Origin of the sequence: Sphingobacterium sp. WOUb80 (assembly GCF_050058145.1) — a bacterium.
Taxonomy (GTDB): Bacteria; Bacteroidota; Bacteroidia; order Sphingobacteriales; family Sphingobacteriaceae; genus Sphingobacterium.
The window spans coordinates 6,129,073-6,143,948 of the sequence record NZ_CP165617.1; the positions used below are offsets into that span (position 1 = coordinate 6,129,073).

General features: G+C 39.3%; 6 protein-coding genes. All 6 read right to left on the reverse strand.

Annotation, left to right across the window (positions count from 1 at the left end; genetic code table 11):
- Positions 1-73: 73 nt before the first annotated feature.
- Positions 74-2,434: an ABC transporter permease gene (locus AB1Z56_RS25345; protein ID WP_286833259.1), complete on the reverse strand. Its 2,361-nt coding sequence runs from the start codon at positions 2,432-2,434 to the stop codon at positions 74-76.
- 32 nt (positions 2,435-2,466) lie between these two features.
- Entirely contained in the window at positions 2,467-4,788 is a 2,322-nt protein-coding gene (locus tag AB1Z56_RS25350; RefSeq protein ID WP_426790459.1) for an ABC transporter permease, read from the reverse strand.
- A 284-nt stretch (positions 4,789-5,072) separates the two neighbouring features.
- Positions 5,073-7,436 carry an ABC transporter permease gene (locus AB1Z56_RS25355; RefSeq protein WP_426790460.1) on the reverse strand — a complete coding sequence of 788 codons (2,364 nt, stop codon included), beginning with the start codon at positions 7,434-7,436 and terminating at the stop codon, positions 5,073-5,075.
- Between the two features lie 32 nt (positions 7,437-7,468).
- Positions 7,469-9,850: an ABC transporter permease gene (locus tag AB1Z56_RS25360; protein WP_313268262.1), complete on the reverse strand. Its 2,382-nt coding sequence runs from the start codon at positions 9,848-9,850 to the stop codon at positions 7,469-7,471.
- A gap of 65 nt (positions 9,851-9,915) precedes the next feature.
- Positions 9,916-12,324 (reverse strand): ABC transporter permease, encoded by a 2,409-nt coding sequence (locus tag AB1Z56_RS25365; RefSeq protein ID WP_286833246.1) that lies wholly within the window; start codon positions 12,322-12,324, stop codon positions 9,916-9,918.
- 48 nt (positions 12,325-12,372) lie between these two features.
- The gene (locus tag AB1Z56_RS25370; protein WP_426790461.1) at positions 12,373-14,844 is read right to left on the reverse strand and encodes an ABC transporter permease; all 2,472 of its coding nucleotides are present in this window, start codon (positions 14,842-14,844) and stop codon (positions 12,373-12,375) included.
- Positions 14,845-14,876 lie beyond the last annotated feature (32 nt).

Consider the following 14,876-nt stretch of genomic DNA (forward strand, 5'->3'; position numbering starts at 1 on the left):
TCTGGCCTTATTGCTTAAAAATAAATCAATTGTCTCTGATTTTATAACGGTGACTTTCTCGCGATGTTGATCGCTATTCGTCTCTCAATGTTTTTACCGGATTACTATTGGCAGCCTTTATGGCTTGTGTACTTACCGTAAAGAAAGCGACGAATAAGGCAGAAATTCCCGCTAATGCAAAAACCCACCATTGTATTTCAATACGGTACGAGAAATCCTGTAGCCATTTGTTCATCGTCCACCAAGCTATTGGCGAAGCAATTAGAATGGAAATAATGACAAGCTTTACAAAATCTTTGGAAAGCATGGCAGTAATTCCACTTACCGATGCACCAAGTACCTTACGAATGCCAATTTCTTTAGTCTTCAGTTCAGCAATATAAGAAGCAAGCCCAAATAAGCCCAGGCAGGAGATGAAAATAGCTAATCCAGAAAAAATGAATGCAAGTTGAGCTGTCTGTTGCTGATCGTTGAATTTAGCTGCAAATTTTTGATCCACAAACTGGTACTCAAAGGGGTAAGCTGGATTGAATTTTTTAATAATTTCCTCGATTTGCTTTAGGTTCATTTCCATCGCTCTGTTTGGACTCGTACGTATAACCATATTCAACATCCAATTTTTTGAAGGATAAATCAGTAAGGGCGTTATTGGACTATAAGGTGATCCCGTAATATAATCATTGATTACACCAACGATGGTATAAGTTTTATCGCCCCATTTGAGGTAGCTTCCAATTGGATTCTCCAGTTTCATTTCTTTGATAGCGGCTTCGTTAACCAGTACAGAAACACTATCTGCCGGTAGCCTGCCATAGTCGATGTCGCGACCAGCAATGAGCTTCAATCCGAGAGTTTTAACAAGGTCACTTTCCGTGCGTCCAAGTTCAAATCCCATTTTTTTTGCTTGTTCTGGATTAGCTCCAGGCCATAGAAAACTACCACCGGAGCTGGCTCCATTTTTAGTAATTGACCAGCCTGTACGGGTTACAGCTTCGGCGATATTAGCAGTGATCAGTTCAGACTTTATAGCCTCGTAATTCTTTTCCATACCGCCTTCAATGGGCACTTCGATAAGTTGCGAATTTTCATAGCCGATTTCACGCTGGCTGGCATATTCAATCTGTTTGCGTACGATAATGGTTGCTATAATCAGTATAATAGCAACACCAAATTGAAAGACAACCAGTAATTCTCGAAAATTCAGGGAAAACTTGTTTGTTCGTCCAAATATTTTGAGCGATTTTATCGGTTTGAAAGAGGAGAGCACGAAAGCAGGGTATAGCCCTGCCAGTATCCCTGTAAGGAAAATAAAACCAATCAGAGAAAGCCAGATCGACGAATCTGAAAACGAAAAGATTAATGCCTTATCTAAAACCTGATTAAAGAGTGGAAGTGTCAGTATTGTCAATACAATGGCGCATATACCTGAAATCAAGGTTAACAGTAAGGATTCGGAGAGAAATTGTATGATTAAATGGAAGCGTTGGGCTCCTACAACTTTTCTTACTGCAACCTCTTTTGCTCTTTTCTGGCTGCGGGCTGTACTGAGATTGATAAAATTGATACAGGCAATCAATAATATTAATAGACCTATTCCCGCTACCAATTTAACTTGATCTATTTTTCCGCCAACAGCAATGCCTTGCTCAAATTTTGAATACAGATGCATTTTGGACATCGGATAAAGGAACATGGAACCTTTTATTTCATTGTTTGTTTTCCTGTTGACTATATTATTTAGTTTTTTATTAAAAAGATCAACATCCGTTCCTTCTTTCAGCTTGATATAAGTATAGAAAGTGTTTGAACCCCAGCCGGATGAATAGGTTTCGGCTTTTTCTAAAGGTATCAGATAGGTAAAGTCGAAACTTGTATTACTGGGGAGATCCTGCATAATTGCCGATACTCTATACAGTTCTTTATTGTCGAGAAGAAGCGTTTTATTTATTGGATCAGTCTTTCCAAATATGTTTTTAGCAAGACTTTCCGTCAAAACAATATCTTTTGTGTCTTTTAGAGCCTCCTTACTATTTCCTTTAAGAAGTTTGAAATCAAATAATTCAATAAAGGCTGGATCAACTTCATTTCCCTTGGATTTGATCTTCTTATCGCCAAAAGACATCAGGGCGGTGCTGCTCCAATACATCCGCGCAGCGCGTTCAACCTCCGGATAATCTGCTAGCAAAGCCTGAGATGCTGGTGCCGAAGTGATATCATTTACGGAGATTTTTTGCTGATCTTCATATTTATTCCAAAGTTTATATATGTTTTCCTGATTGCTGTAGAAATTGTCGAATTGCAATTGATTTTTTATCCATATACCGATGATCAGTACTGCTGCCAATCCGATAGAAAGTCCAATGATATTAATCGCAGAGTACCCCTTGCTTTTCCATAGGTTCCGCCATGCGATTTTGATGTAGTTCTTTATCATAGTTATAGAGTAATGATCGTGATAAGATTCTTCTATTCGTCCCTTAAACTATCAACCGGGTTTACAATTGCTGCTTTTACAGTTTGAAAACTGATGGTAACAAATGATACCAATAATGCGCTGGTTGCCGCCAGGATAAATACCCACCAGTCCAATGTAATGTGATACGCAAAATTTTCCACCCAACGGTGCATGGCATACCAGCCCAATGGCACACTGATTAAGACAGCGGAGAAGACCAGTGCCATAAAGTCCACACTTAATATCTGGACAATTTTGCCTGTTGAGGCACCTAATACTTTACGGATACCAATCTCTTTGAAGCGCTGTTGCACAGCGTATGCTGATAGCGCAAATAGTCCCATACAGGCGATAGCAATTGTAATGATCGAAAACAGCTGCATTACACGGGTTGTTTGCTGATCTTTGAGATATAGCTTGTTATAGTCGTCATTGAGAAAATGATATTCAAAACTGTTTTTTGAGTCGATGTCTTTGATGACAGCTTTTACTTGTGCCAGGGCATCTTTTAGAGGCGTAGTAGGATTGAGCCGAACGAAAATATTGCCGAAATAGTAATACTCAGGAAAAAGTACGATTGGTTTGACTTCGTTGTGGAGTGAAGCAAAATTAAAACTCGCAACAACTTGTTTGATGCTTCCCTTGCGTCCGTTTAAATTGATTTTCTTTCCAATTGCTTGTTCTGGCGTAAACCCCATGGCCGATGCCGCGAGGGTATTTACTACAAAACCATATTCTGGTGAGATGGTATCCCGTGCGCGTAAGATATCCGTATCTGAAAGCGGTGCGCCAGCGACAGTTGGGATACGAAAAACGGATACAAAATCTTTTTCAATCGGGATTGCAGTAACATTCATATCAAAATCACTGGGTTGCCCCTCTACCTCACTAATGCTATATCCGCCTTGGATATTGACTGGGTTATCATACGAAGCAGTCACTCCTTGGACACTATTGAGCTGCAGTAATTTGTCTTTTAACAATTGTCTTTCTTTATCTTGCCATCCTCGTCCATCAATGACTAGCATATCAGAGCGATCCAAACCTGTATTTTTGGACTGGATAAAGTCCATCTGTCTACTGGCAAATAAGGTGCAGATAATAAAGAATATAGAGATACTGAACTGAAAAGTTACGAGTACTTTGCTTAGTGATATTCCATGTTGTTTTTCAGTAAGTTTTCGTTTGAAAATAGAAATAGGTTTTGAACTGGCGATCGAATAAGCTGGCCAGCCACCTGATAGGAGTGTCAACAGGACAACGAAAGCAAGTAAAGTAGCGTAGAACCGAGGGTCTGTCCATACAGTCAATTTCATTTCGGCGCCCATAAATGAACTGAATACTGGTAACAGGAGTACTGTCGTCAGAAGACTAAAAGCGACAGCCAGAAAGACCATGATACTGCATTCAAAAAAGAATTGAAAGAATATTGTTTTCCTTGCGGCACCCAAAACTTTTTTGACCCCGATTTCTTTTTTTCGTTCGAGGGCATGTGCCAAGACCAAATTTGTAAAATTGATACAGGTTAGGATAATGAGTGCAGTACCCAAGGCTATTAAAATATAGATAGAGGTCATGTTACCTGTACCTGCAGCCTTGGAATGAAGATGGATATCGGTCAGCTTTTCTAGGACAAATCGAAATTGATAGCCTTGTTTTGTTGCTTCAGCAAATTTTGATTTTGCCATTTGATCTAATTTCTGCTGGATCAAACTGAATTGATTTTTGTTTTTTAAGAGTGCTATGCTGATATCATTCGCAGATGACCAAGCCATTTCTTTGTAGCGTTCTAATCCTTTGTTGGAAAGAAGTGCAGAGAAATTCAGCTGCGTATTTGTAGGCAAGTCTGCAATAATGCCTGTGATTTTCCAGTTGACTTTATCAATGGATAGCGTCTGACCGATCGCCGGTTGATTAGGGAAATATTTCTCCGCTAATTTCTCTGTTAGGACAATTTGATTAGGCTCTGCTAACGCTGATTTCGAATCCCCTTCAATAAATTTATAGCCTAATGTCTTAAAAATATTTTGGTCTGCATATAATAGACCTTTTTCAGTGATCAACGCTTCCTTGTATTCTATCTTACTGCCTTTGGTATAGCCGTAAAGTCTGGTTGCCTGTTCTAGCTCTGGAAATTCTGCTTGTATGGTCGGAGCTAGGCCTGTTGGTGTTACCGAAGAATTTACTTCTTCCGTGCTGTTTGGCGACTTGTAGGTGAGGCTGATATAGGCAAGACGGTCGGCATTAGGGAGGAAACGCTCATAGCTTGATTCATGGTATATATATGCTGCCAACAATAGAAAACATGTTATTCCGATACTAAGTCCAAACATATTTAAAAGAGAAAATCCTTTGTTTTTTCTAATATTCCTCCAAGCGATTTTAAAATAATTCTTTACCATGATCATGAGCATTTAGACTATTAATTAGACTATATTCATCTCCGCAAGCTCACTTTAGAAAGAAGCATTGCTATATGAAAAATAGCAAATTCAGCTAGTTCAATTCGTTTGCCATAAATATAATGTATTGATTTTTAGGTTTTTGTTGTTATTTTTTGAACGTCGTCAATGTTCGGAAACGGACAGTGTAGTGTCCGCCCCCGAACAAATTGACATTATTCGCTCCTTAAGGTTTTTACAGGGTTTGCCCATGTTGCCTTAATCGCTTGGTAACTGACTGTCAGCAAGGTAATGACAAATGCGGTTAATCCTGTGGTAGCAAAGACCGTCCATGTAATTGATATGCGATAAACATAATTTTCGAGCCATGATTCCATCAAGAGGTAAGCTAGCGGAGCAGCAAGTACAAAGCCGATGCCCGTAAGCCAAACATATTCTGTAGAAAGTAGTCGCCACAAGCCAACTTCTGATGCGCCTAATACTTTACGAATGCCTATTTCTTTTTCACGTTGCTCCGTAAGAAAGGAAACCAATGCGTAGAGACCAAGGCAGGAAATAAGTATAGCAAGACCTGTAAATAGACTTGTTAAACTCTTAATCATTTCCATTTGTTGAAACTGTTTGGCATATTCCTGATCCGTAAATGTATAATCAAAAATCAGGTCGGGATCTATGCGATTGAACGTTGTCGCAATAGCTTTTAAGTCCTGCTTAAGATCTTGTTTTTCATTTAATTGAAGTGTGATTTTGTTCTTCGGTAAAAATTTGAGGAAATATGCTGTTGGCGTAATCGATTTAAAAGGCGATTCGGAAAGTGTATTTTTGATTATACCTACGATATGATAGTCGATACCCGCACGTGAAAGCTGTTTACTGTTAAGGTCGGTAACGCCCATAAATCTAGCAGCAGCTTCATTCAGAATAACGGCCGTTGAATCTGTTTTAAAATCTTTTGAAAAATTACGACCTTTTATAAAATTCCACTGTACAGTCTCTGCAAAGTTGTCATCTATGGTGAAGATACCCATAATTGCACCGTCCCTTGTATCGTTACCCTGCCAATTAAATCCACCTCCTGTCAAGGTTAGACGGTTGACAAAGCTGGAAGAAAGTGCGGCATCCTGAATTAATCGTTGCTCGATTAATTCTTTCCGGAGGAGGTCAAAGTTTTTGACAATCGTAGGGCTAGAGGATGTGATATTCACCAAATTGGAACTTTTATAACCGATAGGACGATCCTTTGTATAACGCAGTTGCTGGATCACGAGATAGGTAGATATCATCAGGAAAATAGAAATGGCAAATTGGACAATGACCATCGCTTTCCGCGTTCGGGATCCACCTTTTCTACTGTTGATCTTACCTTTCAATGCAAGAATAGGATTAAAAGCCGATAAAAATAATGCCGGATACATGCCTGCAAGAACACCAATAGTAAGTATTCCGAATAGAGAGTAACAATAGAATCGAAGATCTGTAAAAGGTATATGTAAGCTTGTATGGGTGATTGTATTGACCCAAGGCAACAGCAATGTAGCGAATAGAACAGCGATCAAAAAAGCACAGGCTACCGCGAGGGTAGATTCCACAAGAAAGCCAGCAATAAGTTGTCTGCGATTGACACCAACAGATTTTAAAACACCAATTTCTTTCCCTCTTTTTAGACTTCTTGCCGTACTCAGATTAATAAAATTTATACTAGCCAATAAAATAATGAATACGCTGATCCAGGCAAACATCCATACATATTGAATCTGCCCGCCTATGTTCTTTCCATTCTTAAATGAATCGTATAAGTGCCATTTGGACATGGGATGTAATAGGATCTCAGGTTTTATATCCGTCAATTTTTTGTTGATGATATTTGTTAGTTTATTTTCCAAAGCGGGAACAAAGGCAGCATTGTCGATTTTGGCGAAGGTGCTAAAAAAGCAGCTGGACCAGCTGTCTTCTACCCCTTGGTCTTTAGCGAGATAGTCGACGAAAGGCAATACATAATCCAAACCATAAAAGGTGCTGTTTTCAGGAATATCTTTATACACACCTTGAATAGTATACTGTTCTTTACCATTCAATTGAAGCATTTTTCCGATAACGTCTGTCTGGTCGAACAGTCGTTTTGCCAAGGATTCGGAAATAATAATGGTTGATGGACTGGTCGGAGTAGCATTGTTGCCTTTTAGAGACTCGAGGGAGAATAATTCGGAAAACTTTCCTAGGGCATAAAACCCCGGAGCATTTAATTTTTTATCGCCTACTTTCAGATTGTTACTTTCCATATTGGTGATCAAAGTGGCATCTGGCATCTCATTTTTGAAATCAGATGCGATCGTTTTGACCAGAGGAATAGGGGTGGAGCGATCAGTTGATTTCTCATCATTGAAAGTGCCCGTCATCATTACCTGATAAATATGCTGATAATTGTTGTGGTGCTTATCAAAAGAAAGCTGTTTAAGCACCCATAACGTACTTATCAGGGCAACAGTAAAGCCTAGTGCTAATCCCAAAATATTTATTGTTGTATTTAGGGGACTGCGTTTCAAATTTCTAAGCGCTGTTTTTAGGAATAATCGGATCATTTTATGCTGTTGTTTTGGTTCTCAAATATAAACTATTCATCGTGCAAACTTTTTACAGGATTGGCATATGCGGCCTTGATGGATTGGAAGCTTACCGTAAATAATGCAATCGCAATGGTTATCCCGGCGGCATATAGAAATATAGTAACTGGGAGCGTTGTTCTAAACGCAAAGCCATCGAGCCAGTTTATGCTGAAATATACAGCTATCGGTATAGCGATGACATTGGCTAAAATGACAAGGAGTAAAAATTCCCTATTTAGTAATTGTATGATGTTGAATACCGTTGCACCAAGGACCTTTCTGATGCCAATTTCTTTGGTTCTAACCTGTGCTGTATAAGTACATAGTCCTAAGAGTCCTAGACAGGAGATAACAATGGCAATCATCGCAAAAAAGTTGAATAAGGTGCCTTGTTTCTGTTCATTCATATATTGCTTTTGATAGTTTTCGTCAAGAAAACTATAACTCATTGGCATATCATCATAATAACTTTTCCAGATTTGCTGTAAGGTATTTAATGCGGATTTTGTTCCGGATGCTGTTGTTTTAACGTAAAGCTGCCAACAGTCTTTTGGACTATATTGAAATACCATGGGTTCGATTTTTTGTCTCACGCTGGCATAATTAAAGTCCTTTACAACACCAATAATAGTTCCCGGAACTGTTCGAATGCGTAAGCGCGTGCCAATAGGATCTTTTAGCCCCATTTCCCGTACTGCCGTTTCATTGATAATGAAATGTGTTGAATCGGCTATGGAACCCGTGAAATTACGGCCTTGGGTAATTTTTATCTTAAAAAAGTTGAGCGCAGACTGATCGGCGTATGTCATATTGAACCAGAGATTTGATTTGCTGGGTTTTCCTTCCCAATCGTTATCTCCTGTTGAACCGCCGCCGTAAACCATATCTCGTCCTAAGCGGATTACCGCATTAATATCCTTATTTTTTAATAATTCAGTTTTGACTGCATCAAAATGACTGGACATTTTGGGGGCCATGGCAACGGAAATAATATGATCTTTTTCATAACCAAGGTTTTTATGCCGGATATAATCCAATTGACGGCCAATAACGATTGTTAAGGTGATCAGGATGATAGAAACGGTAAACTGTAGGACTACCAATATCTTTCTTGCACTGGAGTTTTTGAGGACAAATCGGCCTTTGAGCACTTTAATCGGATCAAATTTTGATAAAAGCAGGGCCGGGTATACACTTGTAAGTGCCAATGTTCCTATAAGCATGATCAGCACACTTAGCCATAGCGTGGAATTAAAGAGCTGTAAAGAAATCTGTTTGCCCGAGAAATTATTAAACCAGGGAAGGCCGATAAATACGAGCGCCAGTGCTAGTAATGATGCAAGGGTAAATAGCATGGCCGTTTCCAATATAAATTGAAAAAAAAGTTCTTTTTTGCCCGCACCAATTATTTTGCGAATTCCTACTTCTTTTGCTCGGGATAAAGAGCGTGCTGTGGAAAGATTGATATAATTGATACTTGCGATGACAATAATCATAATTGCTACACCTATAAAAATCCGAACACTTCCAATGCCACCGTCGCTGCCGTCCATTTGATAGAGATGCACTTTTGCGAGTGCTTGTGTAACATAGGGAACAGGGGCGTCTTCAGGTTTGTTCCTTTCATGTATCGCCTGTAGCTTTTTTGAGACTGCAGCAAGATTTGCATCAGGCCTTAGCAACAGATAGGTTTCAAACGAAAAACTGGACCAATCTTCATCCATGGACGATAGAAAGGTCTTATTGTCATAGGTCGTTTTATTTTTAATATAGGCCTGTTCGTTAAATCTCGAAATGGGAAGCAGAACCTGAAATTGAAAAGTGGAGTTTTCTGGATAATCGGCAATGACACCAGAGACAACACATAGATCCTCTATACCTAATGTTACAGTTTTTCCAATAGGATTTTCATCGCCAAAATATCTGTGTGCCGTACGCTGTGTAATTACAATGGAATTGTTGTCAGGAAAAGGCTGTTTTGGATTGCCCTCTAGTAGCGGAAAATCGAAAACACTAAAATAACTGGGGTCTACAAATGCAAAATTCTTTTCATTAAATCTCTTCTCCTTATATTTAAGTGCAGCATCTCCAATCTTAAAAATACGTACTGCATCTTGGACTTCAGGAATCTCTTTTTTTGCAAAACTCCCTACGGGAGCAATGATGGATCCAAAGATTCGTTTTGATATCCCTGTTCCTCCTTCTATACCTATTTTGTAAATGGATCCCTGATGTTTATGGAATCGGTCAAAGGACAGCTCATCCTGAATCCAGAGCAATAGGAATATCCCCACAACCAATCCTGCTGTTAATCCTAAAATATTAATGGCACTATAGAATTTATTAGAAAAAATACTTCGCCATGCGGTTTTGATGAAGTTCTTTATCATTGTTATGGGTTTTAAGTGATTAATACATGTTATATAATAATAAACCTACTGCTTTATGAACAGATTCATTCGTCCCTTAAACTATTTATTGGATTTGCTTTTGCTGCAAAGACACTTTTGGTTGAAAGTACAAAACTCGCAAATGCAATCAATCCTAGGGCAGAGAGTCCAAAAATCCAGGGACTTATTGTTGTTCGGTAAACAAAGTCATTGAGCCAGTTATGCATAAAATAATAAGCAATGGGAAAGGCGACCAGACAGGCTATGGCAACCAACGAAAGTAAATTTTTAAGGAGTAGAAATGTGATCTGGAAAACAGATGCACCGAGTACTTTACGAATGCCTATCTCTTTTGTACGTTGATTTGCCGTAAAGATTGCTAATCCAAATAAACCCAATCCAGCGATGAGCACAGAAAGTCCTACTGCCCAGGATAAGAGCTTAGACAGCTGCTTCTCTTGTGTATAGAAGTTTTGGATTACCTCATCCACAAACCGCAGGTCCAATTCATCATCGGGGAAAACCGATTTGTAGCTTGACGTTATTTTATCAATGGCATTTTTCCAGTTTTCGGGATGCGATTGATCCAATGCAATATGGAGTACATATCCTTGTTTGCTACCTGTATAGAGCACTGGTTTAACCGCCTGCCGGGCAGAGGCCAGATCAAAATCCTCCATTACGCCAACGATGATATTTTGTCCATTTTCGAAGGTTTTGCCAATGGCATCTTGCGGATTTTTGATATGTAGTAATTCAAGACCTTTTCTATTGATCAACATTTCACTCGTGGAATCCAGTAAACGGACATTTCTTCCTGCTAGAAGTGGAATTTGATAGACATCTAAATAGTTTTCATCACCCGATCGGCTATCAAAAGTCAAGGATTCTTTGTCTGCTGATTGATCGTAGGTAATTGCTGTGGTCATCCAACCGTTCATCGCGGGTGCAATGTTCCCGAAACTGATTGCCTTAATATCTGTTAGCTTTTTGAGCTCATTTTTAAGGACCACACCTTTTGCCGAATTTTGGAAAGCTCCCGGAATGTAGACATTCACAATAGCGTCCTTTTGAAATCCCATATCCTTATGAGTGACATAGTTGATCTGCCGAACAACAACGAGCACACAAATGAGAAAAGCCTGTGCCATGACAAACTGAAAAATAGTTAATGCTTTGCGTACCCATGTACTTCGGGAAAGGTTGGTGTTTTTCCCTAATTGATTTTTGAGTGCCAGTACAGGGGCGTAACCCGTCAATACCCAAGCAGGATAAAATCCGGCGAGAATAGTGACTGTCATAAGCTGTCCGATTAAGAATAAAATAATAAAGGTTTTGTCTAAACGGTCTAAACTTAAATTTTTGGGAATAAATCCTTCAAAGACATGTAAAAACAAAGGCAGTAATAGCACTGCGAGTACTGTCGCCGACAAGGTGATCAGAAATGTTTCCAGCAAGAATTGTTTTATCAAGGTAGATTTGGAACTGCCCAAGGTTTTGCGGATACCAACTTCTTTGGCTCTTTCAATGGATTGCGCCGTGGATAGATTGATAAAATTTACCGCACCTAGCGCTAAAAGAAAGAACGCCAGCAATATTAAGTTACGGAGAGCTTCGGGATGGGTGGCGTCGTAATTAAATCTTGTGTCAAAATGAACATCAGCCAAAGGTTGTAATTCGAGTTTGTCGGTGATTTTTTGGCCCTCTTTGATTTTATATTTTTTAAGGAGGCTTGCAATATTACGCTCCAGAAGATGTGGGTTGCTTTGTGCTTTTGTCTTGATGAGCACCTGATGGGAATCAGATATGCTGTTCCATGCATCCCAGGTATACATGTTCTTTAAGTTATTGTCTTGCGGGATAGTTGACTCAGCTATGAAACTATCAAAATTGAAATCCGAATTATGTTGCGGATTTTCGATTACACCCGCGACTTGAAGTGGGATACTATCTGCATAGATGATGGTTTTGCCGATGACATTTGTTGGGAGTTCTTTTCCATAAAACTTTTCCAATGATTGCTGCGTAAGGATAATATTTCCGGAAGAATTCAAGGCCTTAGCATTGCCAGCCAACCATTTCGAAGGAAAAATGTCGAAATATTGACTGTTGGTGAAAACTATCTTCTGCTCTTTTGGAAAAGTTTGGAATTTATCTGTTGTCACGGAAACTTTTAGTTTTTGAACATGGCTTCGATAAATGGGAGCCACGGCTTCTATGTTTGGTAGCTCCGATTCCATGGTACGGACCAATGGCACATAGACACCTGCATTTTTAAATTCACCATTGTTAACAACCCGATATACTTGTTCTTTATTGGGAACATGCTTATCAAAACTGTAGTCGTATTGGATCATTAAGAAAATCACCAGCGTAGCGGTAATGCCAATCGCGAGACTGGTGATATTGATGAAAGTGATCAACTTATGTTTTTTTAAAAAACGATAGGCTGTTTTAAGAGAATTTACAATCATAGTTATTTCGTTTTTTGTTCACCCTACATGTTACCGTGATCTGTGTCGCTATTCATCCCGTAAACTATTTACTGGATTTTGGATTGCGGCTTTGATCGATTGAAAGCTAATGGTAAGTACCGCTGCAAATAAGGCTAAACCGGCTCCCAAAATAAATGGACTCGCGGTCAGATCGATGCGGTAGTAAAAATCTTCCAGCCATTTGCTACACGTCCACCAGGTCAATGGTGCGGCAATTAGGATACTGATTAAAATGAGTTGTACGAAGTTCTTTGCTAATAAATGAAAGATACTTGGAATACTTGCACCCAAAACTTTACGGATACCGATCTCTTTGCTCCGTTGGAAAGCTGCAAGGGTAATCAGCCCAAAGAGACCCAAACAGCCAATTAAAATAGCGACCATTGTACTCATGTTAATCAGTTTGGCTAGATTTTGCTCTTTTTGATAAAGCGATGCAATCGTCTCATCGTAGAATTTTATTTCTATTGGGTATTCTGGAAAAAATTGTGCGTACACTTTGTTAATCGCCTCAATACTGGATTTCCATTCATTGTTGTTTCCGGAGAGCTTCATACTGAAGGTGTATGCACCACGGCTAAAACTGCGCAACGCCAAAGGTGTAATTTCTTTGTAGAATTCCTGGGCATGGAAGTCTTTAATAACACCGACTATCGGAAACATGCTGTCTTCCTGACCGATAGATTTTCCTATGGCATCTTGTGGCGACTTGAAACCAAAAGCTTTTACAGCAGACTCATTGATAACATAAGCGTTGACCGTATCTGACTGTGGTAGATTGCTGCCCGCAATAAGCTTCATATCATACACGGCAATATAATTTGGATCTGCATTTTTAAAGAAAATATCGGATGAAATTTTATCTTTTAGCGTGGGATCTTGTCGATGAAACCAAGAGGACGAATAATTGTTTGATAAAGGCTTGCTGCCAATTGACACCGCTGAAACTCCTTTTATTTTTTGGATCTCGTGCAAGAGCGTCTGTTTCTTACGCTGATCCAGTTTTTCCTCGTAAAACTTATTGATGAGTTTGGAGGGAAGGTCAAAAGTCACTACGGCATCTTTGTCAAATCCCATATCCTTATTGAGGGTGTAAGATAACTGTTGGCCAATAATGAGTGCGGAAACCGTAAAGACTTGAGCAATAAAGAATTGAAATACAATCAGCGTTTTTCTAAAGTTTATTTGGGTTTTTCCAATTTGAAACTGCTTGCCAGCCCGAAATAAATTGACAGGCTGTACTTTCTTGATTAACCAAGAAGGATATGCGGAGGAAATCACGACCGTCACAACCAATAAGACTGCGATAAACAACAGGGTTGTCGTCGAACTTGTAAAATCCTTTACTTTCTCGGGAATCATCTCCTGAAAATAGAAAAAGGCAATTTTGGTTAAGAAGATTGAAAATACAAGGGCAATGGCAATGGTGAATAGTGATTCAAATACAATTTGAACAACCAATTTGCCTTGACTGCTTCCTAGCGTCTTACGGACACCTATATCTTTACTCCGTGCCGGAATTTGTGCTGTACTGAGATTGATATAATTGATGCAAGCCAATATCATCAGAAAAGCAGCCACGGCAATTAAGCCATAAATTACAGTTTTGCTGGTTCGCTCAGCATACCAATCTTTTATTTGAACCGCAAAGTGGGAATCTTTTAGGGGCATCGTGACTACATTGCAGTTATAGATAAACTCCGATTTTTTTTCCTGACTGAATGCCAACCATTTTTTTTGCCCGATTTTATTGATAGCTGCTTGGATAGGAAGGTCTTTTACCCCATTTTCCAATCGGATATATAAGCGGTCGGTACCATTGGTATTGGTCCATACATTGAGTGGATAGGTCTGCTCTTTCAACTGAGTAAACTCTGTGCCATTAAATTCGGTATTGAAATTAAGGTCATCCACAACACCCGAAATTGTTTTAGGAATACTGTCGTTATACACTATCGTTTTGCCCAACAGTCCTTCTGCAGCTTGATTCGGAAAGTAAATTGCTGCTCTTTTTTTTGTCAATACAATATTGTCGGGCATCGAGAATGCCTTCTCAGGCGAACCCGCCAGCCATTTGTAGCCTACGAGCTTAAAGTAGTCGTTTGTTGTTTCGGTCACATTGCCGTCCGCCTCGTCAAAGTCTTCCACAAGCTTTTGATCTTCCTGCCCCTTATTGATTGTGACGGACTCCATCTGATAATTGCGAAATACCGGAGCAACCAGCTCTACACCCGGAATTTCTTTTCGGATGGCCTGGTAGAAAGGCTTTGCCAATCCTCCATTATAATTATCCTTGCCATCATTTTTAAATTGGGAAATGACTCGATAGGTTCGATCGAGCTGCGGAATTCCAGCTTCAAAACTATACTCATAATTGACAATCTTAAATATGACCCAACATGACGTAATGCCGATAGCTAGTCCAATAATATTTAATAAGGAGAATAGTTTATTCTTCCAAAGTTGTCGGATTGCCGATTTTAAGAGTAGATTGTTCATAGCAGGAGTATAGTGATTGAATAAGGTGTTAT